Origin of the sequence: Planococcus sp. MSAK28401, assembly GCF_018283455.1 — a bacterium.
Taxonomy (GTDB): domain Bacteria; phylum Bacillota; class Bacilli; order Bacillales_A; family Planococcaceae; genus Planococcus; species Planococcus alpniumensis.
This window is the reverse complement of the sequence record NZ_JAAMTH010000001.1, coordinates 2,003,878-2,028,032: the sequence shown is the minus strand read 5'-3', so window position 1 is coordinate 2,028,032 and position 24,155 is coordinate 2,003,878. Positions and strand designations below refer to the sequence as shown.

General features: G+C 47.6%; 30 protein-coding genes. 22 read left to right on the top strand and 8 right to left on the bottom strand.

What is annotated here, in order from left to right; all coding sequences use genetic code 11:
* Positions 1-50: 50 nt before the first annotated feature.
* The 4 genes from G3255_RS10435 to G3255_RS10420 are packed head-to-tail and all read left to right on the top strand — an operon-like array spanning position 51 to position 2,492.
* Complete coding sequence (locus G3255_RS10435) at positions 51-971, top strand: alpha/beta fold hydrolase (RefSeq protein ID WP_211654408.1); 921 nt, start codon at positions 51-53, stop codon at positions 969-971.
* Positions 964-1,908, top strand: a complete 945-nt coding sequence (gene miaA / locus G3255_RS10430) for a tRNA (adenosine(37)-N6)-dimethylallyltransferase MiaA (RefSeq protein ID WP_283092917.1) — start codon at positions 964-966, stop codon at positions 1,906-1,908. The genes G3255_RS10435 and miaA overlap by 8 nt, the downstream gene beginning before the upstream one ends.
* 18 nt (positions 1,909-1,926) lie before the next feature.
* Positions 1,927-2,151, top strand: a complete 225-nt coding sequence (gene hfq, locus G3255_RS10425) for an RNA chaperone Hfq (RefSeq protein WP_058380502.1) — start codon at positions 1,927-1,929, stop codon at positions 2,149-2,151.
* A gap of 38 nt (positions 2,152-2,189) precedes the next feature.
* The gene (locus G3255_RS10420; protein WP_211654406.1) at positions 2,190-2,492 is read left to right on the top strand and encodes a rhodanese-like domain-containing protein; all 303 of its coding nucleotides are present in this window, start codon (positions 2,190-2,192) and stop codon (positions 2,490-2,492) included.
* Between the two features lie 32 nt (positions 2,493-2,524).
* Here the strand turns inward: G3255_RS10420 and G3255_RS10415 are convergent, their stop codons facing one another.
* Positions 2,525-3,133 (bottom strand): trimeric intracellular cation channel family protein, encoded by a 609-nt coding sequence (locus G3255_RS10415; RefSeq protein WP_211654405.1) that lies wholly within the window; start codon positions 3,131-3,133, stop codon positions 2,525-2,527.
* 118 nt (positions 3,134-3,251) lie between these two features.
* On the opposite strand from G3255_RS10415, the gene G3255_RS10410 reads away from it, so the two are divergent.
* The 5 genes from G3255_RS10410 to G3255_RS10390 all read left to right on the top strand — a co-directional run bounded on the left by G3255_RS10410 (position 3,252) and on the right by G3255_RS10390 (position 7,342).
* The gene (locus G3255_RS10410) at positions 3,252-4,475 is read left to right on the top strand and encodes a methionine gamma-lyase family protein (protein WP_442757078.1); all 1,224 of its coding nucleotides are present in this window, start codon (positions 3,252-3,254) and stop codon (positions 4,473-4,475) included.
* A 114-nt stretch (positions 4,476-4,589) separates the two neighbouring features.
* On the top strand, positions 4,590-4,976 hold the full coding sequence (locus G3255_RS10405; RefSeq protein ID WP_211654403.1) for a MerR family transcriptional regulator: 387 nt from the start codon (positions 4,590-4,592) through the stop codon (positions 4,974-4,976).
* 38 nt (positions 4,977-5,014) lie between these two features.
* Positions 5,015-6,349 carry a type I glutamate--ammonia ligase gene (gene glnA / locus G3255_RS10400; RefSeq protein WP_058380507.1) on the top strand — a complete coding sequence of 445 codons (1,335 nt, stop codon included), beginning with the start codon at positions 5,015-5,017 and terminating at the stop codon, positions 6,347-6,349.
* A 192-nt stretch (positions 6,350-6,541) separates the two neighbouring features.
* Positions 6,542-7,078, top strand: a complete 537-nt coding sequence (locus G3255_RS10395; RefSeq protein WP_211654402.1) for a hypothetical protein — start codon at positions 6,542-6,544, stop codon at positions 7,076-7,078.
* 60 nt (positions 7,079-7,138) lie between these two features.
* The gene (locus tag G3255_RS10390; RefSeq protein WP_211654401.1) at positions 7,139-7,342 is read left to right on the top strand and encodes a hypothetical protein; all 204 of its coding nucleotides are present in this window, start codon (positions 7,139-7,141) and stop codon (positions 7,340-7,342) included.
* A 158-nt stretch (positions 7,343-7,500) separates the two neighbouring features.
* Here G3255_RS10390 and lexA read toward each other — a convergent pair whose 3' ends face one another.
* Positions 7,501-8,121 (bottom strand): transcriptional repressor LexA, encoded by a 621-nt coding sequence (lexA, locus tag G3255_RS10385; protein ID WP_058380510.1) that lies wholly within the window; start codon positions 8,119-8,121, stop codon positions 7,501-7,503.
* Positions 8,122-8,288: 167 nt separating this feature from the next.
* On the opposite strand from lexA, the gene yneA reads away from it, so the two are divergent.
* The 6 genes from yneA (at position 8,289) to G3255_RS10355 (ending at position 13,317) form a co-directional block, all read left to right on the top strand.
* Positions 8,289-8,606: a cell division suppressor protein YneA gene (yneA, locus tag G3255_RS10380; RefSeq protein ID WP_211654400.1), complete on the top strand. Its 318-nt coding sequence runs from the start codon at positions 8,289-8,291 to the stop codon at positions 8,604-8,606.
* Positions 8,603-9,256, top strand: a complete 654-nt coding sequence (locus tag G3255_RS10375; RefSeq protein WP_101190489.1) for a YneB family resolvase-like protein — start codon at positions 8,603-8,605, stop codon at positions 9,254-9,256. The genes yneA and G3255_RS10375 overlap by 4 nt, the downstream gene beginning before the upstream one ends.
* Before the next feature lie 59 nt (positions 9,257-9,315).
* Positions 9,316-9,549: a DUF896 domain-containing protein gene (locus G3255_RS10370; RefSeq protein ID WP_068462747.1), complete on the top strand. Its 234-nt coding sequence runs from the start codon at positions 9,316-9,318 to the stop codon at positions 9,547-9,549.
* Positions 9,550-9,634: 85 nt separating this feature from the next.
* Positions 9,635-11,635: a transketolase gene (tkt, locus tag G3255_RS10365; protein ID WP_211654399.1), complete on the top strand. Its 2,001-nt coding sequence runs from the start codon at positions 9,635-9,637 to the stop codon at positions 11,633-11,635.
* 144 nt (positions 11,636-11,779) lie between these two features.
* Complete coding sequence (locus tag G3255_RS10360; RefSeq protein ID WP_211654398.1) at positions 11,780-12,937, top strand: PstS family phosphate ABC transporter substrate-binding protein; 1,158 nt, start codon at positions 11,780-11,782, stop codon at positions 12,935-12,937.
* A 146-nt stretch (positions 12,938-13,083) separates the two neighbouring features.
* Complete coding sequence (locus G3255_RS10355; RefSeq protein WP_058380516.1) at positions 13,084-13,317, top strand: YneF family protein; 234 nt, start codon at positions 13,084-13,086, stop codon at positions 13,315-13,317.
* Positions 13,318-13,412: 95 nt separating this feature from the next.
* Here the strand turns inward: G3255_RS10355 and G3255_RS10350 are convergent.
* The 3 genes from G3255_RS10350 to G3255_RS10340 form a co-directional block, all read right to left on the bottom strand.
* Positions 13,413-14,563, bottom strand: a protein-coding gene (locus G3255_RS10350; protein ID WP_211653052.1) for an IS3 family transposase whose coding sequence is annotated in 2 segments (ribosomal slippage) — positions 13,413-14,290 and positions 14,290-14,563 — 1,152 coding nt in all. Because the reading frame shifts where the segments join, the coding sequence is not laid out codon by codon here.
* Positions 14,564-14,688: 125 nt separating this feature from the next.
* A complete protein-coding gene (locus G3255_RS10345; RefSeq protein ID WP_211654397.1) occupies positions 14,689-15,648 on the bottom strand; it encodes an alpha/beta hydrolase in 960 nt (319 codons plus the stop codon).
* Positions 15,649-15,660: 12 nt separating this feature from the next.
* The gene (locus G3255_RS10340; RefSeq protein WP_211654396.1) at positions 15,661-16,560 is read right to left on the bottom strand and encodes a hydroxymethylglutaryl-CoA lyase; all 900 of its coding nucleotides are present in this window, start codon (positions 16,558-16,560) and stop codon (positions 15,661-15,663) included.
* Between the two features lie 74 nt (positions 16,561-16,634).
* Here G3255_RS10340 and G3255_RS10335 point away from each other — a divergent pair, with 74 nt between their 5' ends.
* On the top strand, positions 16,635-17,819 hold the full coding sequence (locus tag G3255_RS10335) for an acetyl-CoA C-acetyltransferase (RefSeq protein WP_211654395.1): 1,185 nt from the start codon (positions 16,635-16,637) through the stop codon (positions 17,817-17,819).
* A 12-nt stretch (positions 17,820-17,831) separates the two neighbouring features.
* On the top strand, positions 17,832-18,041 hold the full coding sequence (locus G3255_RS10330) for a DUF3886 domain-containing protein (RefSeq protein ID WP_211654394.1): 210 nt from the start codon (positions 17,832-17,834) through the stop codon (positions 18,039-18,041).
* Positions 18,042-18,082: 41 nt separating this feature from the next.
* On the opposite strand, the gene G3255_RS10325 is transcribed toward G3255_RS10330, so the two are convergent.
* A complete protein-coding gene (locus tag G3255_RS10325) occupies positions 18,083-18,226 on the bottom strand; it encodes a hypothetical protein (RefSeq protein ID WP_211654393.1) in 144 nt (47 codons plus the stop codon).
* A gap of 242 nt (positions 18,227-18,468) precedes the next feature.
* Here G3255_RS10325 and G3255_RS10320 point away from each other — a divergent pair, with 242 nt between their 5' ends.
* Both G3255_RS10320 and G3255_RS10315 read left to right on the top strand, forming a co-directional pair.
* Positions 18,469-18,639: a hypothetical protein gene (locus G3255_RS10320; RefSeq protein WP_211654392.1), complete on the top strand. Its 171-nt coding sequence runs from the start codon at positions 18,469-18,471 to the stop codon at positions 18,637-18,639.
* A 108-nt stretch (positions 18,640-18,747) separates the two neighbouring features.
* Positions 18,748-20,235, top strand: a complete 1,488-nt coding sequence (locus G3255_RS10315; protein WP_211654391.1) for a flotillin family protein — start codon at positions 18,748-18,750, stop codon at positions 20,233-20,235.
* Positions 20,236-20,301: 66 nt separating this feature from the next.
* On the opposite strand, the gene G3255_RS10310 is transcribed toward G3255_RS10315, so the two are convergent.
* Positions 20,302-20,721 carry a hypothetical protein gene (locus G3255_RS10310; RefSeq protein ID WP_211654390.1) on the bottom strand — a complete coding sequence of 140 codons (420 nt, stop codon included), beginning with the start codon at positions 20,719-20,721 and terminating at the stop codon, positions 20,302-20,304.
* A gap of 347 nt (positions 20,722-21,068) precedes the next feature.
* On the bottom strand, positions 21,069-21,971 hold the full coding sequence (locus tag G3255_RS10305) for an aldo/keto reductase (protein ID WP_211654389.1): 903 nt from the start codon (positions 21,969-21,971) through the stop codon (positions 21,069-21,071).
* An 80-nt stretch (positions 21,972-22,051) separates the two neighbouring features.
* Here G3255_RS10305 and G3255_RS10300 point away from each other — a divergent pair, with 80 nt between their 5' ends.
* From G3255_RS10300 to xerD, 3 genes are all read left to right on the top strand, one after another.
* Positions 22,052-22,603, top strand: a complete 552-nt coding sequence (locus tag G3255_RS10300) for an NUDIX hydrolase (RefSeq protein WP_211654388.1) — start codon at positions 22,052-22,054, stop codon at positions 22,601-22,603.
* 104 nt (positions 22,604-22,707) lie between these two features.
* Positions 22,708-23,175, top strand: a complete 468-nt coding sequence (gene fur, locus G3255_RS10295) for a ferric iron uptake transcriptional regulator (RefSeq protein ID WP_101805095.1) — start codon at positions 22,708-22,710, stop codon at positions 23,173-23,175.
* Positions 23,176-23,242: 67 nt separating this feature from the next.
* Positions 23,243-24,145: a site-specific tyrosine recombinase XerD gene (gene xerD / locus G3255_RS10290; protein ID WP_211654387.1), complete on the top strand. Its 903-nt coding sequence runs from the start codon at positions 23,243-23,245 to the stop codon at positions 24,143-24,145.
* Positions 24,146-24,155 lie beyond the last annotated feature (10 nt).

The window sequence follows — 24,155 nt, the reverse complement described above, 5'->3', positions numbered from 1 at the left end:
GGAAGAAATGAAGAAGTTTTATGATGAAAAATCAGAAAGGGTGTGAACCAATGGAAATGACAAGTTCATTCGTTCAGATGTCAGATGGGCATGAACTCTATTGCAGTCTGCACAAGGTGCTCAATCCAAAAGGCCATGTGCACATTATCCATGGCATGGCTGAACACAGCGGCCGCTATCAGGATTTTATCCAATCACTTAACCAACAAGGATTTACTGTATCCGCCCATGACCAAAGAGGCCACGGCAAAACGGCCGAGCGCAATGGAACGGCTGGATATTTTGCAGAGTCTGAGGGGTTCTTGCGTGTCGTGGAGGATGCACATGAGGCCATCCGCCATGCACAAGAGAAGATAGGCAAACTGCCATTTACGTTAATCGGGCATTCGATGGGTTCGTTTGTCTCCAGGCGTTATTTGCAATTATATGGCAATCAAGTGGATTGCGCAGTGCTGTCTGGCACAGGCGGGCATCCGGGGTTTTCTTTGTCGGCAGGCATTGCAGCCGCGAAGAGCTTCAGCAAGTTAGAGGGGAAAACAGCCATCAATCCGGTTCTAGGAAATTTGATTTTTGGCAGTTACAACAAGGATTTTCTTGATGAAAAATCAAAGTTTTCCTGGCTGAGCAGCAAACGGCAAACGGTTGACCAATTCGAAGCAGATCCGTGGTGCGGATTTGAAATGACGAACCAGTTCTATGTCGACTTGTTTGAAGGCTTGGGGATCATTCACCAAATGGATGAAGTCAGAAGAATTCCTAGAAACCTGCCCGTATTGTTCATAAGTGGCTCTATGGATCCTGTCGGAAGGAAAGGGAGCGGCGTATTTGAAGCAGCAGCCCAATTCGATAAAGCGGGCATTGAAAAAGTGAAAGTTTATATGGCAGAAGAGAAGCGCCACGAAGTGTTGCATGAGTTGAATGCCGAAATTTATCAGCAAGTCATCATTGATTGGGTAAATGAGCATGGTTGAAGTAATTGCCGTTGTCGGACCGACAGCTTCAGGCAAAACCGCGCTTAGCATCGAACTTGCCAAGCGTTTGGGCGGCGAAATCATCAATGGGGATTCAATGCAGGTTTATCGGGGAATGGATATTGGGACGGCTAAAATCCGTCCGGAGGAAATGGCTGGCATCCCGCATCATTTACTCGACATCCGGGACCCTGAAGAATCATTTTCGGTGGCTGAATACCAAGAGCTGGTCCGACAAAAAATCGACGAAATTCAACAGCGTGGCATGCTTCCGATCATCGTCGGCGGGACAGGGCTATACGTCCAGTCGGTGCTGTTCGATTACCGTTTTTCTAAGCAGCAAGTCAACGAAGACCTCAGGCGAACGCTGCATGCCGAACTTGAACGCTTAGGACCCGAGGCGATGCATAGCAAATTATTGGAACTCGATCCGGAGATCGATATCCACCCGAACAACACGCGGCGCGTCCTGCGTGCCTTGGAGATTTTATTGAGCGGTGAGGAAAAAGAGGATGGCAGCCTAGCGCAGGCACCGATGTACGATGAATTGATTATCGGCCTCGATGTGCCGAGGGCTAAACTGTATGAGCGCATCGACAGCCGCGTCGACTCGATGATGGATGCCGGTTTGCTGGATGAAGTCCGTAATCTGTACGACAATGGGCTGCGTGATGTTCAATCCATCAAGGCGATTGGCTATAAGGAATTGTATGGGTATTTCGATGGCATGTATCCATTGGAAGAGGCGGTTGCGAAACTAAAACGCAATTCGAGAAAATACGCCAAGCGCCAGTTCACATATTTCCGCAATAAAATGCCAATTCTTTGGCTGGATGCAACAGCAGACCAGGAAAACAATATGGAAGAAATTATGCGCTTCTGGCAGGAAAACGACCGCAACCGTCGAATTGAACAAATGGCCAAAACTATACGCTAGAGAAACAGGGGGAGTTCCATGAAACCGGTTAATATCCAAGATGTATATTTAAACCAGCTGCGCAAAAACAATATTTTCGTCACGGTGTTTTTGCTGAACGGCTTCCAATTGAAAGGCACCATTAAATCTTACGATAATTTCACGGTACTTGTAGAGACGGAAGGCAAGCAGCAATTGATCTACAAGCATGCCATTTCGACTTTTTCACCGGCAAAGCCCGTATCGATCGAACACCAAGAGTAAACGGAGCAATCGACCAGTACGGATAGGAGGGATAGCGGATGAAGTCAATCACTACAGATGAACTGGACCAGAAAGTGGGTGCTGGAGACCAACTCCACATCATCGACGTCCGTGAGAAAGATGAATTGGCTGCAGGGATGATCCCGGGAGCACAGCACATCCCGCTCGGTGAATTGCCAGAGCGCACCGGGGAACTGGATTCCTCGAAACAGTATTATATTGTTTGCCAGGCAGGCGGCCGCAGTGCAAAAGCTGCAGAATACTTGGAATCGAATGGATTCCATTCGGTCAATGTCGATGGCGGCATGTCGTCATGGCGCGGCGTTACAGTTTACGGATGAGAAAAAGCCGATCGGCAATTGCCGATCGGCTTTTATGATGTCGTAAGGATTTTGCGTGTTGGTAATTTCCACTTGTACGTATAGGATAAGATCCTCAGCAGTGTAATGCCTAAAAACAAGGCATAGAGCATAAAATCGGTCCGGATGACATCAATGCTGATCAATAACCCTGCAATTGCCGCCCAGACAGCGTATATTTCCGCCTTCAATACCAATGGCTTTCTTCCGGCGAGAAGATCTCGTACCATGCCGCCGCCGGATCCTGTCAGCACTGCGGCCACGACCGCCGCATAAAACGGCAAACCCAGTTCGACTGCGAATAAAGCGCCCTGCACCGCAAATGCAGACAAGCCGATGGCATCGAAGAAATGGCCCCAGCGATTCCAATGGCCGAGTGTTTTATGCGGGAATAAGAACACGATGGTGATGGAGATGAGCGCCAATTGGAACATGAATTCCTGCTCCCACAGAGCGGAGACGGGCACCCCAATCAATAGGTTGCGGATGGCCCCGCCGCCGAATGCGGTAACGACGCCAAGCAGATAGACGCCGAAAATATCGTATTCCTCTTCCATGGCGATGATCGCCCCGGATACCGCGAAAGCAATGGTCCCGATGGCGCTTAGTACTTCCCAAGCCATTATTCGACGCCCTCCTTAACTTAAACAACTCTATGAATTGTAGCAGAATTGGAGTCATTTTCAAATAGCTTAATGAGCAATCAACCACCGAAGAGAAATGGAGATTCCTATGTATAACATGATCAAAAAAACAGAAGATATGATTCGACCGCAATTAGAAACAGCAGATGATATCGCATTGCACAATCAGCAGAAAGTGCTTGCAGCCTTCCATCGCCAGAAAGTCAGCGACCATCACTTCCACCCGTCGACAGGCTATGGATATGATGATGAAGGCAGAGATACGTTGGAGCGGGTCTATGCCGACGTATTTAAAGCGGAAGCGGCGCTTGTCCGCCCGCAAATCATTTCAGGCACGCACGCTATTACCATTTCGTTGTTCGGCATCTTGCGACCGGGGGATGAACTGCTATATATCACTGGCCAGCCCTATGACACGCTCGCTTCGATCGTCTCAGGCGGAGAGGAAGATACAGGGTCTCTCAAGGATTTCGGTATCTCCTACAAGCATGTGGACCTGGACAAACAGCAGAAAGTGGATTGGCCGTCCGTTGAACAAGCCATCACACACAATACTAAAATGATCGCGATTCAGCGTTCGAGAGGCTACGATAACCGGCCTTCTTTCACCATCAGCGAAATCAAGGGCATGGTCGAAAAAATCCGTGAAATCAAGCCGGACGCTGTCGTATTCGTCGACAATTGCTACGGCGAGTTCGTAGAAACCGAAGAACCGATTGAAGCGGGTGCCGATCTCATAGCCGGCTCTTTAATCAAGAATCCGGGAGGCGGCCTGGCTAAAATTGGCGGATACATCGCTGGCAAACGCATTTTTGTTGAAAAATGCGCTTATCGGATGACCTCTCCGGGTATAGGAGGGGAGGCTGGAGCTTCCCTCAACGCGCTCGCGGACATGTACCAAGGGTTTTTCATGGCTCCGCATATCGTGTCGCAAGCCTTGAAAGGGGCGGTTTTCACCGCAGCTTTATTGGAGACGGCCGGCATGAAAACCAGTCCTCATTATAGTGCGGCACGGACAGACCTGATCCAATCGGTATCGTTCCAGACCGCCGAACAGATGGTGGCGTTTTGCCGTGCGATCCAAGCGAATTCCCCGGTAAATGCACAGTTTCTGCCCGAGCCTGCTTATATGCCGGGCTACGAAGATGATGTCATTATGGCAGCCGGTACCTTTGTGCAGGGCGCGAGCATCGAATTGACTGCTGACGGGCCGATTCGTGCGCCATTTACCGCATTTGTACAGGGCGGATTGACTTATGAACATGTGAAGCTGGCGGTCGTCAACGCATTGCAAGCTTTGGAGAAAGAACAATTGCTGTAAGTGATTTTCAAAACAGTCTGCAAAAGTTGTGTTAGAAAATCTAACATCTGTTTGACAAATAACCTAACATGTAATAAACTGAAAATGTAGTAATTAGTGAAATGGGTGAAACTTATGACAAATCGGGTTCGCCGCACCATGCCCATTCTACCGATCAGCATCGTAATGCAACTGACGGATTTGACAGCGCGGCAAATACGCTATTACGAAGAGCAGAAGCTGATCAGTCCGGCCAGGACAGAAGGCAATAAGCGCATGTTTTCATTAAATGATGTCGATGCACTGCTCGAGATTAAGGATTATCTGGAGCAGGGCCTTAATGTCGCGGGCATCAGAAAACTGTACGAAACCAAAGAGATGCCGCAAAACGATCAAGCCGAGCCGAAGACATTGAGTGATGCAGAACTCCGCAGCTTATTGCGTGAGGAGATGAAGCATCAAGCACGGCCGTTTAGCCAGGCATCCCAACGACACGGTGATTTATCCCGTTTCTTTAAATAAGCGGGCTACATAATATAACCTAGGAGAGTGAACAGTACATGAGCAAGTATTCAAAAGAAGACATTATTCGATTGGTAAAAGAAGAAGACGTCAATTTTATCCGCCTGCAATTCACCGACATTCTCGGCGTTATCAAAAACGTAGAAATCCCAACATCACAGCTTGAAAAAGCACTCGACAACAAAATGATGTTTGATGGATCTTCAATCGACGGCTTCGTCCGCATCGAAGAATCCGATATGTACCTGTTCCCAGACCTTGATACGTGGGTAGTATTCCCATGGATTACCGGAAAAGGGAAAGTTGCGCGTTTGATCTGCGATATTTACAATGCAGACGGCACGCCATTTGCTGGCGATCCACGTACAAACTTAAAGCGTGTCTTGAAAGAGATGGAAGAACTTGGATTCACTCACTTCAACCTAGGGCCAGAGCCGGAATTCTTCCTGTTCAAACTTGATGAAAGAGGCGAGCCGTCTCTTGAGTTGAATGACCATGGCGGTTATTTTGACTTGGCACCGATGGACCTTGGCGAAAACTGCCGTCGCGACATCGTGCTTGAGCTGGAGGAAATGGGCTTTGAAATCGAAGCTTCCCACCACGAAGTGGCACCAGGACAACATGAAATTGACTTTAAATACGCAGATGCCATCAAAGCTTGCGATGATATCCAAACCTTTAAACTAGTGGTTAAAACGATTGCCCGTAAACACGGCCTTCACGCAACATTCATGCCGAAACCATTGTTCGGTGTCAACGGATCTGGCATGCACATGAACGTTTCTTTGTTCAAAGGCAACGAAAATGCTTTCCTGGATGAAGATGGCGATTTGAAGTTAAGCAAAACGGCTTACCAGTTCATGGCAGGCATCATCGAGCATGCGAAAGCCTTCACGGCTGTTACAAACCCGACAGTCAACTCGTATAAACGCCTTGTACCAGGCTATGAAGCACCTTGCTATATTGCTTGGTCAGGTAAAAACCGTAGCCCGTTGATCCGTATCCCTGCTTCACGCGGATTGTCTACACGCGTAGAAGTGCGTTCAGTTGACCCTGCTGCGAACCCTTACTTGGCAATGGCTGTATTGCTTGGCGCTGGCCTTGACGGCATCAAGCGTGACTTGACTCCGCCTAAAGCTGTTGACCGCAATATCTATGCGATGAACCGCAAGGAACGCAAAGAAGTCGGCATCGAAGATCTGCCAGGCACATTGTATGCAGCGCTTGATGAGTTGCAAAACGATGAAGTCATGACAAAAGCGCTCGGTTCACACATCTTGAATAACTTCGTGGAAGCGAAGGAAATCGAATGGGATATGTTCAGAACAAGCGTCCACCCATGGGAACGCGAGCAATACTTGAAAATGTATTAATAGCGAGAAAACCGGAGCCCAGTGCTCCGGTTTTTTTATGATGGAAAATGGCTTAGGCCATACGGTAAGAGGCATAAGGCGAACTCAAGGAAAACTGTCTAAAGATTGTGCCCTTTCACACATACGCTGAGCGGTGAAAACGTGGTAAGATTTTACTTATATGAAAGAACTTTTAATATCTGGAGGGATAAAATGCGGTTTATGAATGTCATCATCGTCTTTCTCATTGCCTTTTCGTTCGCGGGAATCGCCTTGTATGCAGTGGGGCCGAATCTATCTTCGGAGGCAGTAGCGCAAAAAGCATTTGAAGAACTCGAGCAAAGCGGCAAAATGGAGGAAATGGTCCAGCAAATCGAAGCTGACCCAGAAGTTAGCCGTTATATGGAAGAATGGCAGTCTCAGCAAGAGATTCCGGAAGAATCGCAAGAAAGCGGGATGGACGGGCAGTTGGAAGAAGAAGCAATCAATGAAAGCGATTCTGATTCTAAAGGGATCGACCCGCCACAAGTACCAGAAGAGCAGGAGTTGGCTTTTGACACTAAGGAAGATGCAGCCAGTGTCATGATTGAAAAAGTCGGCTTCCGCAATTTACTGAAAATGAAAAATGCAGTTGAAAACGATACCATGACAGCTGAACAGGTGATGGACGAACTCGACAACGATTTAAACGAGGAGGAAATGCTGGCTTTGAAAGTAATGATCTTCAAGGAATGGCAAAACCGAAACTAAGCGAAAGTTTATGCTACACTAATATAAGCATTTCCATTCATTTCGAAGGGAGGAATCTCGGTGAAAACGTTTCAAGTAGAATTCTTCTTTGATCAAGGAAATACCATCGTGCATACAGTGAAAGCGATTGACAAGGAATCGGCTATAAGCCAAGTGCCATCGAACGGCACTTATGAATTGACGGACGAAGCAAACGGCAAGATTTACCGCATTACCATCAACTTGGTCAAATACATCGTCGTGACAGAAACTCAAACAAAGTAAAAGACAATAAAGCAGCCGGGGATGATGTTTATCCCCGGCTGCTTTTTCATTATTAAGATTACATAAGATAATTATAGGTTGAGAAAAAACGATAGAAAAAAGGAGGAAGTCATGCTTTCCTCCTTTTTTCTATCGTTTTTTGTATTGAAGCTAAATGCTTAATGGATTTGGCGATAGACACCGACGACTTTTCCAAGAATGCTAACCTGGTCAACAATAATTGGATCCATTGATGAATTTTCAGGCTGTAGTCGGAAGTAATTGTCCTCACGGAAGAACCGTTTGACAGTCGCTTCGTTTTCTTCGGTCATGGCGACAACAATGTCTCCGTTATCCGCAGTCTGCTGTTGCTTGACGACGACGTAATCGCCATTTAGGATGCCAGCTTCGATCATACTTTCACCCATGATCTCCAGCATGAAGATATGGTCTTCTTCCGTGCCGTAAGTTTGCGGCAGCGGGAAGTATTCTTCAACGTTTTCGATGGCGGTAATCGGCATGCCCGCTGTGACTTTCCCGATAAGCGGTACATGGAGGACAGGGCTCTTGTCGATGAGCGCTTCTTCCGAACCAATGATTTCAATGGCTCTTGGTTTGGTCGGGTCGCGGCGGATCAGCCCTTTACTTTCGAGTCTCGCTAGATGGCCGTGGACAGTCGAACTGGATGCAAGGCCGACCGCTTCGCCAATCTCCCGAACGGAGGGTGGATAGCCTTTTGCACGGACTTCATCTTTTATGAAATTCAGGATGTCTTCCTGACGCTTAGATACTTTTTTCACCAGTTTCACCTCTTTATAGGATTTATTCAAGATTAACTATCTATAGTATAGCAACTCGGGCATTGAAATGCAAACATAGGTTCGAATTTAATCTTGACAAGAAACGCCTGTTCGCTTTAATATGAGAACATACATTCCGAACAAATATTCTAAAGGAGGCGGCTTGAATGACATTCTTTCGACGGAACTCATATTTGGTTTTCTTTTTCTCACTCATAGTAGTGTTTACATTTTACGCGGTAATCAGCCATAATGCCGAAAAGCAGCAATTGGGCGAGCTGCAAATTGAAAAAGGTGATACGCTATGGGAGCTGGCTGAATCGTTCAGCGGCGAAACTCCCCATCATGAATGGATAGAAGAGATCATGGAAGTGAATAATTTGAAGACGACGAAAATCGTGGCAGGGCAATCATTGAAGATTCCGGCAGAACAGCTGAACTTCTCGCCGGATGAAACTAAATACTATGCAGGTGATGCAGAATGAAGAAAAAAGCTCTAGTTTACTGCCGTGTCAGTACCACTAAGGACGAGCAGGAAACTTCACTCGAACGGCAGGAAGAAGAACTGCTGTCGTTTGCATTCGAGCAAGGTTACCTGGTGGAAGACGTTTATAGTGACCAGCACAGCGGCTATGAAATGGATCGTGAAGGGCTTCTCGAGATGCTCAATCAAGTTAAAAGCGAAAAGGTCGATGCCGTGTTCATCCAGGATGAGACGCGTCTAGGCAGGGGGCATGCACGTATCGCTTTATTGCATGTCATGAAAAAACATGAGGTCGATGTCTATACGCTGTCCGACCATGGCCCGATCGCTTTGAACGATATGGATGACATGGTCCTTGAAATCTTGGCGATCGTGGAAGAATACCAGCGCAAAATCCACAACGCCAAGATCAAACGGGGCATGAAGCGTGCGGTGGAGAATGGCTATAAGCCGGAACGCAATTTAAAAGGAAAAGGCAACCCGGACGGCCGCGAGCGGTTGGATCTTCCGGTAGACCAGATCGTCAGTTTAAAAGCGAGCGGCTTAACCTTTCACGAAATCGCCGTTACGCTGCAAGGCTTCGGCTACCAAGCAAGCAAAGCGACGGTGCACCGCCGTTTTCGCGAATACCAGCAAATGAAAGAAAGCTGAAATCTTGCACTGTCCCGCCTTTTTTTTGTAACATGAAGCAGTAGAAAGGTGGACTTTACATGCTATCTCCAGATAAGATCGGACGCATCAATGAACTATCGAAAAAGTCCAAGCGTGACGGACTGACGCAAGAAGAAGCAAAAGAACAATCGGCGCTGCGCCAGGAATACTTGCAAAGTTTCCGCAAGTCGATGCGTGGGACAATTGAAAATGTTACCGTCATCGATCCGGAAGGAAAAGACGTAACGCCAGACAAAATTAAAAATAAACGGGAGAATAAGTATTTGAATTAATACTTATTCTCTTTTTCGTTGTATTCTTCCCTAGAGTTGACTAAACTAGAATAGGATTAAATTTAGTTTCAGAGAGGATGTCACTATGTCAAACCATGCAGATCAACTTGCAGTAAATACCATTCGAACACTTTCCATCGATGCGATTGAAAAAGCCAATTCCGGACACCCGGGACTTCCAATGGGCGCCGCTCCAATGGCGTATACACTCTGGACAAAACATATGAACCACAACCCGAACAACCCAGACTGGTTCAACCGCGACCGTTTCGTCCTGTCAGCAGGACACGGCTCCATGCTTCTTTACAGCCTGCTTCATTTAAGTGGATACGGATTGCCTATGGAGGAAATCAAAAACTTCCGCCAATGGGATTCGAAGACGCCAGGGCATCCTGAATACAAGCACACAGTTGGAGTCGAAGCGACAACTGGACCGCTTGGCCAAGGGATCGGCATGGCTGTCGGCATGGCAATGGCAGAACGCCATTTGGCAGCTACATACAATAAAGATGGCCTCGATATCATTGACCACCACACGTTCGCTCTATGCGGAGACGGTGATTTGATGGAAGGAGTTGCCGGGGAAGCGATTTCTCTTGCAGGACACCTGAAATTGGACAAATTGGTCGTGTTGTATGACAGCAACGATATTTCACTCGACGGCGATTTGTCGATGAGTTTCTCAGAGAACATCCAGAAGCGTTTCGAGTCATACGGCTGGAACTATCTCCGTGTGGATAACGGCAACGATATGGACGATTTGTCTGCAAAAATCGCTGAAGCGAAAAAATCTACGGACAAACCGACATTGGTGGAAGTCAAGACGGTCATCGGCTATGGTTCCCCGAACAAATCCGGTAAAGCGGATTCGCACGGTGCACCACTTGGCGAAGATGAAATGAAATTGACGAAAGAATATTATAAATGGACGTTCGATCAAGATTTCCATGTTCCGGAAGAAGTTTACGAAACCTTCAAAGAAGCGACAGAATCACTAGGCGCTAGAGCGGAAACAGCTTGGAACGAATTGTACAAGCAGTACGAAGAGCAGCATCCTGAACTTGCTTCCCAGCTGCAAGCAGCGATCCGCGGTGACTTGCCTGCTGATTTCGACTCACAGTTCCCACAATACGAAGTCGGCAAAAAACAAGCGACACGTGCATCATCCGGTGATATGGTCAATGCCATCGCTAAGACGGTTCCTTCGTTCTTCGGCGGCAGCGCTGACCTTGCTGGTTCGAACAAAACCAATATCAAAGACGGCGGCGACTTCGATGCTGAGCATCCAGAAGCCCGCAATATCTGGTTCGGCGTTCGTGAATTCGCGATGGGCGCTGCACTTAACGGCATGGCGCTTCACGGCGGCTTGCATGTCTTCGGTGGTACGTTCTTCGTGTTCAGTGACTACGTCCGCCCAGCGATCCGTCTAGGCGCATTGATGGGGCTTCCAGTTACCTACGTGTTCACGCATGATAGCGTAGCGGTCGGAGAAGACGGCCCGACACATGAACCGATCGAACAACTCGCATCACTTCGCGCTATGCCAAACTTGGGCATTATCCGCCCAGCCGATGCGAACGAAACAAAAGCGGCATGGCGTTTGGCGCTTACGTCTAAAGACAAGCCGACCTTGCTTGTATTGTCCCGCCAAAACTTGCCGGTTCTCGAAACGACTGGTGAAAAAGCAGAAGAAGGCGTCGAAAAAGGAGCTTACGTCGTGTCTCCAGCTGATGACGCACAAGCCTTGCTTCTAGCGACTGGATCTGAAGTCAGCCTAGCTGTAGAAGCACAGAAACATTTGAAAGAACAAGGTATCTCGGTGTCTGTTGTGTCGATGCCATCATGGGATCGTTTCGAACAGCAAGATAAAGAGTACAAAGAATCCGTCTTGCCGAAAAACATCACAAAACGCCTCGCCATCGAAATGGGCTCCTCATTCGGTTGGGACCGCTACACTGGATTTGAAGGCGATATCCTCGCGATCGATCACTTCGGTGCAAGTGCTCCTGGTGAGAAAATCATGGAAGAATTCGGTTTCACGCCTGAAAATGTTGCATCCAAAGTGAAGCAATTGATCAACGGATGAATTCCGGTTTTGAGAACGAAAAGAAAGTCTTGAAATAAGATGAAGCCGTCAGAAGTTAACTTCTGGCGGCTTTTTTAGTGGAAAATTTTTTGTTCGATCATTTTATAGCCCTGTCCGGTTATAATCATTTTAAGAGGTGGAATTATGAAGAAATTATGGAGTTTAATACCAGCGTTTGCTATTTTCATCGCTATAAGCATTGTCGGCTTTTTTGGAGGCATCATGTTATTGCTCTCGGGGGAAAGGGCGTGGTTGCCGCTGTTTTTCTTTGTTCTGCTGTTTTTGTTTTTCATTTTTTTATTATCCAAGCGAATTGGCGACGCAAAAAGGTGGAAACAGACAGCGATAGTGTTCGTTGTTCTCGCCATCATGCTTACCGTTTGGCCGCTTTACCAAGCATATTTGGATTCCATCCCGGGCGTTTCGGCTGAAGTGGACATCTATTCGTATATGCCGTTTCAAGAAGACTCCAAGTTGAATGTGTTGGAGGAGGAGCCCGAACTCCAGTTTGAAGGGGATTTGCCAAGGCTCGACGGGGCGACGGCACTTTACCCAATATATGCAGCCGCTGCAGAAATGATTTATCCAGAAGATTGGTATGAACCATCCGACAGCGAAGTGATGGTCAATACCACTCCTTTTGCTTATTCCAATTTGTTTGAAGGAGAGGTGGATGCAATTTTTGCCGCTGCGCCATCACAGGGGCAGTTGAAAACAGCAGATGCCAAGGGGCTCGAGCTTACACTGACGCCGATCGGGAAAGAGGCTTTCGTCTTTTTCGTCCATGCAGACAACCCGGTCGAGTCATTGAGTTCTGAAGATCTTCGCATGATCTATAGCGGCGAAATCACCGATTGGTCTTCAGTTGGTGGAGATGCTGAAGAGATTAGGGCTTTCCAGCGGCCTGAAGACAGCGGCAGCCAAACAGCACTGCTTCAGTTCATGGGCGAGGTGCCGGTGATGGAGGCTCCCCGTGAAAACATAGAAGAAGGCATGGGAGGCATCATTGATCAGGTAGCAGAATATAAAAACCACAAAAATGCGCTCGGCTTTACATTCCGTTTCTACGGGGAGGAAATGGCCAGCAATGAGTCAATCCAATATGTGGCAATCGACGGCATTGTTCCCTCAGTTGACGCCATTCGAGACGATGAATATCCCCTAACTTCGGAGTTTTATATCGTCACTACGCAGCATAGCAGTCCGGAAGCTTTGGAACTGGCACAATGGTTCACTTCCAGTCAAGGGCAGCGCTTGGTTGAAAAAGCGGGATATGTGCCCTTAGATTCGTCCGGCGAGTGAGCGTACCGTCGCTGCTCAGGGTGTGATGGGAGGCAGTCTTTGTTTCTCCGCAATTTTAATGCCGTTCATATAGTCACGTCCTGAAATTTATAGTATAATCCTTTTTGGTGCATGATTTAATTGGCAACACGAAGGAGGTAATTTGTATGGATACATGGATCTGGATTGTTATCGTTATTGTGGCTTTACTCGCAGGTGTTGCACTTGGATTCTTTATCGCTCGCCGATACATGATGAAATATTTGCAGGACAACCCACCGATCAACGAAGAGATGCTGCGGATTATGATGATGCAAATGGGACAAAAACCATCTCAAAAGAAAATCAACCAAATGATGGCTCAAATGAACAAAGCCTCGACAAAACCGGGCAAAAAATAAACGCTTATGCAATTATTCGCCCATAGGTGATGAATACAAGAAGAACCACCGTTCGCTTTGAACTGACCCGGTAATTTGAGACATTAGAAAAAGCACTAGGCTGCCATTGTCCGATACTCAATCGGGGAATGGCAGTTTAATTTTTGGAACGGTCGGATGTAGTTGTAATAATACATGTAATCTTCTGTTTTTTGTTGTACAATGGCATTGGTTAGGTGCACCCTTTCTAGGGTGTAGAATTCTTCCGACTTTAGCGAGGAGTGGAAGGATTCGATGACGGCGTTATCAAAGCAGTTTCCTTTGCGGGACATGCTGGTGATAATGCCGTTTTCTTTTGTCGCCAGTTGGAATGCACGCGATGTGTACTGAGCCCCTTGGTCACTGTGCAGAATGATTCCGGCGGTGTTCCGTTTCCGGCAAGCAATCTCCAGGGTATCCAACACGAGCTGGGCATTCTGAGTGTCACTGACTTTGTAAGCAATCACTTCGTTGTTATACAAGTCCAGAATGGTCGACAAATAAAGCATGCTTTCCCCGAAGGGAAGATACGTAATATCCGTCACCCATTTTTGATTGGGGGCGTCCGCTTTGAAATTCTGTTCCAACAGGTTTGGCACCACCAAGTGCGTCTCACCGGTCATCTTCTTCGCTCGCTTGGGTTTCACCCGGCACTGGCTGTTGTATTTCTGCATGATGCGCTGCACCGTCTTCCGATTGACAAGGATGCCGGCATTTTTTAACAACCCTTTCACCGTCCGGTGACCTGCCCGAAATTTCAGCTGTTCACAGATTGCGATAATCTCTTTCTCCAATTCCGTTTTGCCGAATTTTTTCTGGCGCCACCGGTAATAAGTAGGGCGAGGGACGCCCATGCATTTACAGATCATCGTGATGGAATATTTCTCTTTGAACAATTCCACCAGTTTTAGGAAGAGGGGCGGTTCCACCCCCTTTCCAGTTCCCGGTACTTTCCCATCAGTTCTTCTTTGATTTCGTAATACAGCACCTTTTTCCTTAGCTCTTCCACCTCACTCAACTTCTTCTCATAAGCGTATTGTTTCCCCACACCTTGTGCGAGCCGATGGAGCTCGTCTTTCTGGTACCACTGCATCCACCTCTTAATTTGCGTCACACTTTTAATTTGGTGAATCTCCATGATCTCGGCGTTGGTGTAGTCCCCACTCAATTTCATCTCGATGACCTCTAGTTTGATTTCCTCCGGATAGAATCGCTTTTTTGAACCCATACAGAAAAACACCTCCAGTTTGTCGTTGTTACTACATACGACTTTGGGGGTGCTTTTTCCTTGTCTCATTTTATTGGGTCACTCTACTTCTGAACGGTGGTTCTTTTTTGTAAATTTATTTTGGGTCAGCTGGAGATTTGTGTAACGCCGGCAGCAGGTTTGGGCATTAATAAATCATAGGCCGTCAAGAACTCTGCAACCGTCCCTTCGTATTCTTCCGGATTTTTATTGAACGACTGGGCATGCTCGCCTTCATCAAACAATTTCAGTTGTTTGGCGCCTTGTTTCAATTCGAATAATTCTTTCGTCATTTTCGGCAAGACGAACTCATCAGGTAGGCTATGGATGAACAGCACAGGCTTTGCAATCTTTTTAACGACTTCCCGGGGCGATACGGTGGTAATGGAATAACCGTCGCGCAGTTTCAGGAATACATTGGCAAGGCGAAGCGCTAAAGAAGTGCGCATCGGCGTTGTCGTGCGCATGACGTGCAGGATCTGTTCGCTGATATCGGAATAGGCACAGTCGGAGATGTAAAAATCCGCCGAGTCTTCCATTCCAGCATATAATAGCGTCGTTGCGGCGCCCATTGATTCCCCGTGGATGCCGAAGAACAAAGATGGCCCGACATGGAGTTTCAAGGCCTTTACAACTGCTTGCAGATCCAGCTTCTCATAATGTCCAAAGCTCGTCGTCTTGCCCCCGGACTCGCCGTGCCGGCGGTGGTCATAGACGACAGAGTTGAATCCGAGGCGTTCAAACATGCGCGCATATTTAAACGAGTTCACTTTGCTTTCGGTGACACCATGGCAAATGATGACGTATCGGTTTGTGGTGTGCGGCTCCAGGAAAATCGCTTTGATCGGATAGCCGTTAGCGGATTCGATCCATTGTTCGCTTTTCTTGGCGTTGGCATACCAAGCTTCATCATAGCGTTTGGCGTTCGTTTCCCGTTCCAAAATCAAGGATGCGTCTTTATTCTTTACATACATCAGACGGTTGCTTGCGGCAAAACCCAACGCGGCAAAAGAAGCAGTCAATGTGCTCGAGACGATGGCTGAAGTCAACAATAGTCGCTTTTTCACGGCGCACACACCTCATTTTCTGTTTTTGTATAACGTATACATGCCTGTTTGCAGCGGATTCGATACATGCGGTTCAATGAGCGAGATCGCTTCGTAAAGTTTCTCGAGATCGACCCCGGTGTCGACGCCCATGCGGTGGAACATATGGACCAAATCTTCGGTCGCGACATTGCCGGTAGCACCCGGTGCAAATGGGCAGCCGCCGAGACCGCCAGCGGAAGCGTCGAACCGGTCGATTCCGGCAACAAGTGCTGCATAGGCATTGGCGAGCGCCATGCGTCTCGTGTCGTGGAAGTGCGCTGCAATCAGGACATCTGGAAATTGCTCTTTCAATCGGCTGAACAACTCATGGCTTTCTTGCGGGTTCGCCAGGCCGATCGTATCGGCGACGCTCAATTCATCGACTCCCCAATCGACGAATTGGCGGCATAAATCAATCGTTCGTTGCGGATCTACTGCTCCTTCAAACGGACAGTAGAACGCTGTTGAAATACAGGCGCGGACGAAGATGCCGTCCTGTTTGGCTTTTTCAATCAATGGCTTCAATGTTTCCATGGACTGGGCTGTCGTCTTGTTGATGTTCTTTTCATTGAATGAATTGGAAACTCCGACAAAGACAGCAATCGAATCGGCACCGGCTTCCAAAGCGGATGTGATGCCGCGTTCATTCGGCGTCAGTACCAGCTGGCGGCCGGTTTTTTTTGCACCGGCAACGATATCCCGTGCATCGGCCATTTGCGGCACCCATTTCTGCGACACAAACGAAGTTAGCTCCATTTCCTTTAATCCTGCTTCTTGCAAGGCCTTGATAAAATCCAGTTTGTCTTCGGTGTTGACGGTCCTGGCTTCATTTTGCAGGCCATCGCGCGGCCCGACCTCGATTATCGTAGCTGTTTTTGGTAAACTAAACATACTATCCCCCCTTAACTTTATTGTAGCGATAGGGGGGATAAAAGAGCAAGAAGCAGACAAGGGGGAAAACAGAAATGTCACAAGAAATCGTAATTGCAAGCGCTGTCAGAACAGCAGTCGGTTCGTTCCAGGGGGCGCTGAAAGATGTTCCGGCGACAGATCTCGGGGCCATCGTCATTAAGGAAGCTTTATCGCGCGCAGGGGTAGCGGGCGACCAAGTATCAGAAGTCATCATGGGCAATGTCCTGCAAGCGGGGCTCGGACAAAATCCGGCGCGCCAGGCTTCCATCAAAGCAGGTCTTCCCGAGACGGTGCCAGCGATGACCATCAATAAAGTATGCGGATCCGGTTTGAAATCAATCCACTTGGCTTACCAGGCGATTTTTGCGGGTGATGCCGATATCGTCGTAGCAGGCGGTATGGAAAATATGAGCCGTGCGCCGTATCTTTTAGAAGGCGCAAGAGACGGCTACCGCATGGGCGACCAGAAAGTAGTCGACAGCATGGTTCATGACGGCTTGACGTGTGCATTCAATGATTACCATATGGGCGTGACAGCCGAAAACCTGTGCGACCGCTATGAGATTTCACGCGAAGAACAAGATCGCTTTGCGGCCCGTTCACAAGCCCGGGCATCAGCGGCAATCGAAGGCGGGCGTTTTGACGAAGAAATCGTGCCGGTCGAAATCCCTCAGCGCAAAGGCGATCCGGTTGTTTTCACAACGGATGAATACGTGAAAGCTTCTTCAACCGAAGAGAAGCTTGCGAAACTGCGCCCGGCGTTCAAGAAAGACGGCTCAGTCACAGCCGGCAACGCATCCGGCATTAACGATGGCGCGGCAGCAGTGATCGTCATGACGAAAGAAAAAGCCGACGAGCTTGGCATCACACCGCTGGCGGTCATTTCTGCGAACGGCAACGCAGGCGTCGATCCTGCTGTCATGGGCATCGGCCCTGTACAAGCGGTGAAAAACGCGTTGAAGAAAGCCAATATGACGCTTGGCGATATCGATTTGATCGAAGCGAACGAAGCGTTTGCGGCACAATCGATAGCGGTCGACCGTGAATTGAAGTTTGACCATGAAAAATTGAATGTCAACGGAGGCGCCATCGCAATCGGCCACCCGATTGGCGCGAGCGGTACACGGATTTTCGTGACGCTTCTGCACGAGATGAAAAAGCGCGACGCCAAGACGGGCCTTGCGACACTTTGCATCGGTGGCGGACAAGGCGTCGCTACAATCGTAAAACGCCCATAAGGAGAGAATAGGATGGCGAAAGATAAACTCAACGATAACGGCCTTTTTTCGGAAGAGCAGCTATCGAAGCTCAAAGCCACGAAAAAAGAGTTAGTGAAAGACCAGCAGAAGCTCGAAGAAGAAAAAGAAGCGCAGCGCCAGTTTGAACGCAAAGAGCGCGAGAAGAACCTGTCGTTTGCCGAATTGCTCGAGCGCCATGGAGATTCAGGAACTAAATATTAACAGCGAACCCCCTGTCACAATTGTGACAGGGGGTTCTTCGTTCAGGCTAACCATTCCAACAGAAAGGTGATTAAGTATAAAGGAGTGGCTATAATGACAACCCCAGCAGCAAAATAAGAAAACCCCCATAAAATCCAACTCAAAACATCGTAAATCGCACCAGCTAAATCATCGATAAGTTTCATGGACTGCCCACCCCATTTCTAAGAGAATAACCATCTTTTGACATGCAGCATTTTTTCTATCTTATCAAATAATCAGTTCCCAGGCTTCATAATTTTGAATTAGTTAATGATTTCCAAAATATTTTTATATTCCATTTACCGTCAATTGATATAATGGAAGGAGTGCAATTTACTATCAAGATCATTCAACGCAGGCTTCAAGATTTAAAAAGGGGAAAATTCGAGCGCAGGAGGAACAGATGATGAGGGATGAAGAGATGCCGCCAAGCCCGGGGGTGGAGAAAGACCAGGAACAAATGGAACCAAGGCTGATCCAGCCGCATGCAAAACCATGGATCCATTTCGGTTATTTTGTGTTTGTGTTGATGGTATTATCCGTTGTTTTTTCATTGATTAAAGTAATGGCAGACTAGTTTGTAAAAAAGAATGGCTATTCTTTTCCTTTTTTTGAAACATCTTACTGACTCAACCGTATAGAATAAGGCAGGAGAAAATCAGCTTATTGAAAAGGATGGGATAAGATGGAGTCAATCGGAATTATTTCAATTTTAATTGTGATTCTCATTTTGGCGGCAGTTGCGGGCGTCGGCTATTTCTTTTGGATGAAGATCCGCTACCGCACAGCCAAATCGAACGAAGCCTTGATCATTACAGGGCCGAAACTTGGGGATCCGAACAAAGATACGAACATCTTTACGGACGATGAAGGGCGATCCATGAAGATCATCCGCGGCGGTGGTTATTTGCTGCGCCGCTTCCAGACATCAACGCCAGTCAATCTAACGTCGTTCCAGTTGAAGTTGTCGACGCCGCGTGTTTACACGAATGCGGGTGTGCCGATCGTGGCGGATGCCGTCGCAATGGTGAAAGTTGCAGATACCTTGAACGGCATTGCTAATTACGCCGAGCAATTCCTTGGGAAAAAGCAAGAGGAAATTGAAGTTGAGATCATCGAAGTGCTCGGCAGTAATTTGCGTGCCATCTTGTCGAAGATGACCGTTGAAGACATCAATAGCGACCGGGAGAAATTCAATACCGATGTCCAGGAAATCGCACAAAAACAACTTGATTTAATGGGCTTTAAAATTACATCACTCGGGTTGACCGATCTTCGTGATGCTGATGAAGACAACGGCTATCTTGAGAACCTGGGTCGCCCACGCATCGCTGAAGTCCGCAAGCAAGCGGAAATTGCGGAAGCGAACACGGAACGGGAAACACGCATTCACCGTGCGCAGACCGATCAGGAAGCGAAAGAAGAAGAATACAAACGCCAAATTTCCATTGCTGAATCCCGTAAATCAAAAGACTTGAAAGATGCGGCATTCAAGGAAGAAACTGAACGTGCCCGCGCCAAGTCCGAGCAGTCGTATGAACTGGAGAAAGCGAAACTCGCGATGGAAATCCAGGAAGAAGAACTGAACAAGCAGTTCATGGAGCGCGAACGTGCAGTGCGCCTTGAAGAAGAAGAAAGCAAAGTCCGCAAAACAAAAGCGGATGCCAGCTATTACGAAACGACACGTACGGCAGAAGCGGAAGCGAGACGTTCTGTCATTGACGGGGAAGCGAAAGCGAAGATCAAGCGCGATGAAGGGGCTGCCGAAGCGGAAGTCATCCGTGAACGCGGTAAAGCGGAAGCGGAATCCCGTAAATTGCTTGCTGAAGCTATGGAAGAACATGGCGATGTCATCATTGCAGAGAAACTGATCGATATGCTGCCGGTATTCGCCGAAAAAGTGGCACAGCCGCTCAACAATATCGATTCCGTGAAAATCATCGATTCCGGAAACGGCCAAGGCGTTCCATCGTTCGGCAGAAGCGTAACGCGCACAATGGTGGACATGCAAGAGCCGTTGAAAGAAATGACGGGCATTGATATTGCTGACATGCTGAAGACCTACACATCGAGAAATACTCAGGCTATACAACCGGTTAGCCACCCGGTCGACCAACCAGTGAATGACCAGCCTGTAGATAAAGCAGCCAAAGAAGATCCAGAACAAATTTAAAGCGAAGTAAACACAAAAAGACGGAGAACAGATTATGTTCTCCGTCTTTTTTATATGGCAGATGTTCTAGACAGTCATAATGTCCTTAAACATCTGCTTTAAGCTCTTGGCTACGTCGTTCAGATGAAATTCCCTCCGTGCCTCAGCTTGCTGCTGTTCGATGAATGTTTCGGAAGTGCGTTTTCTGGAAAAAGGCGTCAAGGTATGAAGCTCTTTTGGCTGGGTTTCAGCGAGTAAGCGCAAGGAGGCAAAGACCGGCTCAGAGAGTTCGAAACGCTGATAGCCATTAGGCATATGAATGATCTTCTCTGGGGCGTCTGCAAGCAGCCAGTAGTCTTCTGCTTCCCAAGCCAGCTTATGATTTTTAAACTCCTGTCCAAGGGATCTTGTCACAGATTCAACAACGAGGTATGAATGCATCGAAATGGCATCTCCGTCTGCTGACTGATAAGACTTTTTGGATTGGGTCAAATAAAAATTCATCATTTTGCACGCCCCCGATTTCTTGAAATTAAGGTTTGAAAATTTCAGTCGTAATCAGTATATTCACTTCTAGGTATTCTTTCAAACCTTCAAAAGTCCTTTTCGATAAATAAAACCCTCTAGGTATAAACTCTATATTTCTCGAAAAAAAGCTCAAAAAAATAAGCAAACCCGTGATGTAAATGGGGTTAGCTTTTAATCGCACAACCGTATAATTTTCATGTATAAGCTTTGCCTGTGAAAAAAGGTACAAACGTCCTTAATGGGATTAAATTGGCTTTAAAGAGACAGACACGGAACAAAAAAGCGCCCCGCAGCAGGCGGGACGCCATTCTTTTTAAAGCAGCTGGTCAATCGCGATGTTGTTCATAGCGATCCAGCCGCGTCGCTTTCTTGGCTTCTTCAATCTGCTGTGCAGTGACTGTCTGTTGATAAGCTTGCAGCGTTTCACGTAATTGTCCAGGGCTGCTCGCGCCAGTTACTGCCGCTGCTACGGTGCTGTCTGACAGTACCGCATGCAGGGCGAGTGCATGGACATTATCATGGATGGCGGACAGCTTCTTCAAAGCGGACGGCAGTTGATCTGAGCCATACTGCAAATAATCGCCCATCTTTTCAGCGCGGGTGAGCCCTTCAGCCGTCAGCAAGCCTTTTGCCAGGCTGCCTCGTGCCACGACAGAGCGGCCGGATTGACCAATTTCTGTGAGGAATTCTTCTGGGCGCCGGTCGAGCAGGCTGTATTGCATCATGATGGAAGCAATCTCACTAGTATTCAAATAGCGCCGGATGACATTCGGCCGAATGGACGAGATTCCGTAAGCGCGGATCAAGCCCTCTTTTTTCAATTCCTCGAACGCTTCGATCGTTTCTTCCGAGTTATCGGTAATCATTCCGCCATGAAGTTGGTACAAGTCCAAGTAATCGGTTTGAAGGCGGCGCAGCGAGTTATGGATTTGTTCTTTGATATAAGCTTTTGTCGGATTCCATGTTACTTCATCCGACTCCTCGGACCATTCATTGCCCACTTTGCTGGCGAGGATGATGTCTTTGCGCCGTTTGCCAAGTGCGGCCCCAACGATTTCCTCATTCTTTCCTTTGCCGTAAAAATCGGCTGTGTCAAAATAAGTGACACCATTGTCCATCGCTTCATCGATAATCGCTGCTGCTTGTTTCGGGTCTTCTGGCAGGGACATGCAGCCAAGTGCGATTTCGCTGACCTCAAATCCGCTAGTTCCGAGTGTGTTGTATTTCATCTTTTCACCTCATTGTAAATATTTGTTTCCCCTATGGTATACTTTGCGGTATTGAAACTACAAATGAAATGAGGGCCAGCATGAAGAAATTTGAAGAAAAAACAATTCATAGTGAACGATTGTACGAAGGCAAGGTCATTAATTTGAAAGTCGACGATGTGAAGCTGCCGAATGGCAAACAGTCGAAGCGCGAATTGATCGAACACCCAGGTGCGGTAGCGGTCATCGCATTAACGAGTGACAAGAAAATCATCATGGTTGAACAATACCGCAAAGCCCTTGAACGCTCACTTGTCGAAATTCCAGCCGGAAAACTGGAACCCGGCGAAGCTCCGGAGTACACGGCCATGCGGGAGCTAGAAGAAGAGACAGGCTATTCAGCGGAAAAGCTCGAAAAAGTGATCAGCTTCTCGACATCTCCCGGATTTGCCGATGAAGTGGTGCATGTTTTCTTTGCGACCGGCTTGCACCGTGCGGAGAACGGCGCAGTGACGGATGATGATGAGTTCGTGGAATTGCTCGAAATGACGGTAGAGGAAGCGCAAGGCTTGATTGATAATGAACGGATTTACGACGCGAAAACTGCTTACGCTGTACAATGGGTTAAAAACTACTTATCAGATAAGAATTAATCCAATTACTAGTTAAGAATGATTCTAAATAATAAACGGCATCGATTGTTGTAATCGAGAACGCCCTTTTGATATAATGAATACAGTTTGAGGGAGGGCGTCGCATGGAAACAAGGATAGATCGTATAAAAAAGCAATTACACGCTGCGAGTTATAAGCTGACGCCACAGCGTGAAGCAACGGTACGAATTTTATTGGATCATGAAGAAGACCATCTAAGTGCTGAGGATGTCTATCTTTTGGTCAAGGACATCGCACCGGAAATCGGCTTGGCCACAGTATACCGTACATTGGAACTTCTGACCGAATTGAAAATTGTTGATAAAATAAATTTTGGGGATGGCGTTTCCCGTTATGATTTGCGTCAGGAAGGCGCAGCACACTTCCATCATCACCTGGTTTGCTTAGAGTGCGGGGCTGTGGATGAAATACAAGAAGATTTGCTTGAAGATGTCGAAGCAGTCGTGGAAAAGCGCTGGAACTTCCAGATCAAAGACCACCGTCTGACTTTCCATGGCATTTGTTGGCGCTGCCATGATTCGGGTGCTGATAAGCCGGAAAAAGACGCTTAAAAGGCGGCCTGTCGTAGGCCGTCTTTTTTTCATCTTCAATAAAACAGCGTAAAAAGGAGGAATCCCGATGAAAGACGCGAAAGATGCACTGGATGATTATTTGCATTTTCTCCGCGTGGAGAGGCAGTTGGCTGATAATACGCTAACTTCCTATGAACGCGACTTGAAAGGCTACATACAATATATGAGTGAAGTCGAACAATTGGAACGGCTCGGGAAAATTGAGCGGGTCCATATTTTGAATCACCTGCGCCATTTGCAGGAAATGGCGAAAACATCGCGTACAGTGGCGAGGCATATTTCTTCGATCCGCAGTTTTCACCAATTCTTGATACGGGAGAAACGCAGTGATTCAGATCCGACCGTTCACTTGGAAATGCCTCAAATGGACAAGAAGCTGCCGAACATCTTATCTATAGAAGAAATCGATGCCTTATTGAATTCACCGGATACGTCAAAAGCCAGTGGGCTGCGTGACCGCGCCATGCTGGAATTGCTTTATGCGAGCGGTATGCGCGTCAGTGAATGCATCAATCTGGATATGGAAGATGTCCATTTGACGATGGGATTCGTGCGCTGCATAGGAAAAGGCGGCAAGGAGCGGATCATCCCGCTTGGCAGGGCTGCGCTTGAGGCGAACCGCGAATACATCGAATCAGGACGTCTCGCTTTGAGAAATTCATCTGAGAAAACCGATGCACTGTTCATCAACCAAAGAGGAAAGCGCTTGACGCGGCAAGGGTTCTGGAAATTGTTGAAGCAGCACGCCCAGAAAGCGGGCATCCAGAAAGAATTGACCCCGCACACATTGCGCCATTCATTTGCGACACATTTGATCGAAAACGGAGCAGACCTGCGAGCCGTGCAGGAAATGCTCGGGCATGCCGATATTTCAACGACCCAAATTTATACCCACGTCAGCAAGACTCGGTTGAAAGACGTGTACTCGCAATTTCATCCTCGTGCATGATAGAGGTCTG

What these genes read in the sequence shown, in the direction of transcription:
- G3255_RS10375 (WP_101190489.1), top strand. Translation starts at nt 8,603, where the DNA reads ATGAAGAAAAAAGCTCTAGTTTACTGCCGTGTCAGTACCACTAAGGAC.
- G3255_RS10325 (WP_211654393.1), bottom strand. Translation starts at nt 18,226, where the DNA reads ATGAAACTTATCGATGATTTAGCTGGTGCGATTTACGATGTTTTGAGT.
- G3255_RS10355 (WP_058380516.1), top strand. Translation starts at nt 13,084, where the DNA reads ATGGATACATGGATCTGGATTGTTATCGTTATTGTGGCTTTACTCGCA.
- G3255_RS10330 (WP_211654394.1), top strand. Translation starts at nt 17,832, where the DNA reads ATGGCGAAAGATAAACTCAACGATAACGGCCTTTTTTCGGAAGAGCAG.
- G3255_RS10315 (WP_211654391.1), top strand. Translation starts at nt 18,748, where the DNA reads ATGGAGTCAATCGGAATTATTTCAATTTTAATTGTGATTCTCATTTTG.
- miaA (WP_283092917.1), top strand. Translation starts at nt 964, where the DNA reads ATGGTTGAAGTAATTGCCGTTGTCGGACCGACAGCTTCAGGCAAAACC.
- G3255_RS10415 (WP_211654405.1), bottom strand. Translation starts at nt 3,133, where the DNA reads ATGGCTTGGGAAGTACTAAGCGCCATCGGGACCATTGCTTTCGCGGTA.
- G3255_RS10420 (WP_211654406.1), top strand. Translation starts at nt 2,190, where the DNA reads ATGAAGTCAATCACTACAGATGAACTGGACCAGAAAGTGGGTGCTGGA.
- tkt (WP_211654399.1), top strand. Translation starts at nt 9,635, where the DNA reads ATGTCAAACCATGCAGATCAACTTGCAGTAAATACCATTCGAACACTT.
- G3255_RS10320 (WP_211654392.1), top strand. Translation starts at nt 18,469, where the DNA reads ATGAGGGATGAAGAGATGCCGCCAAGCCCGGGGGTGGAGAAAGACCAG.
- G3255_RS10370 (WP_068462747.1), top strand. Translation starts at nt 9,316, where the DNA reads ATGCTATCTCCAGATAAGATCGGACGCATCAATGAACTATCGAAAAAG.
- yneA (WP_211654400.1), top strand. Translation starts at nt 8,289, where the DNA reads ATGACATTCTTTCGACGGAACTCATATTTGGTTTTCTTTTTCTCACTC.
- G3255_RS10435 (WP_211654408.1), top strand. Translation starts at nt 51, where the DNA reads ATGGAAATGACAAGTTCATTCGTTCAGATGTCAGATGGGCATGAACTC.
- fur (WP_101805095.1), top strand. Translation starts at nt 22,708, where the DNA reads ATGGAAACAAGGATAGATCGTATAAAAAAGCAATTACACGCTGCGAGT.
- hfq (WP_058380502.1), top strand. Translation starts at nt 1,927, where the DNA reads ATGAAACCGGTTAATATCCAAGATGTATATTTAAACCAGCTGCGCAAA.
- G3255_RS10305 (WP_211654389.1), bottom strand. Translation starts at nt 21,971, where the DNA reads ATGAAATACAACACACTCGGAACTAGCGGATTTGAGGTCAGCGAAATC.
- G3255_RS10395 (WP_211654402.1), top strand. Translation starts at nt 6,542, where the DNA reads ATGCGGTTTATGAATGTCATCATCGTCTTTCTCATTGCCTTTTCGTTC.
- glnA (WP_058380507.1), top strand. Translation starts at nt 5,015, where the DNA reads ATGAGCAAGTATTCAAAAGAAGACATTATTCGATTGGTAAAAGAAGAA.
- G3255_RS10405 (WP_211654403.1), top strand. Translation starts at nt 4,590, where the DNA reads ATGACAAATCGGGTTCGCCGCACCATGCCCATTCTACCGATCAGCATC.
- G3255_RS10410 (WP_442757078.1), top strand. Translation starts at nt 3,252, where the DNA reads ATGATCAAAAAAACAGAAGATATGATTCGACCGCAATTAGAAACAGCA.
- G3255_RS10300 (WP_211654388.1), top strand. Translation starts at nt 22,052, where the DNA reads ATGAAGAAATTTGAAGAAAAAACAATTCATAGTGAACGATTGTACGAA.
- xerD (WP_211654387.1), top strand. Translation starts at nt 23,243, where the DNA reads ATGAAAGACGCGAAAGATGCACTGGATGATTATTTGCATTTTCTCCGC.
- G3255_RS10360 (WP_211654398.1), top strand. Translation starts at nt 11,780, where the DNA reads ATGAAGAAATTATGGAGTTTAATACCAGCGTTTGCTATTTTCATCGCT.
- G3255_RS10335 (WP_211654395.1), top strand. Translation starts at nt 16,635, where the DNA reads ATGTCACAAGAAATCGTAATTGCAAGCGCTGTCAGAACAGCAGTCGGT.
- G3255_RS10340 (WP_211654396.1), bottom strand. Translation starts at nt 16,560, where the DNA reads ATGTTTAGTTTACCAAAAACAGCTACGATAATCGAGGTCGGGCCGCGC.
- G3255_RS10310 (WP_211654390.1), bottom strand. Translation starts at nt 20,721, where the DNA reads ATGATGAATTTTTATTTGACCCAATCCAAAAAGTCTTATCAGTCAGCA.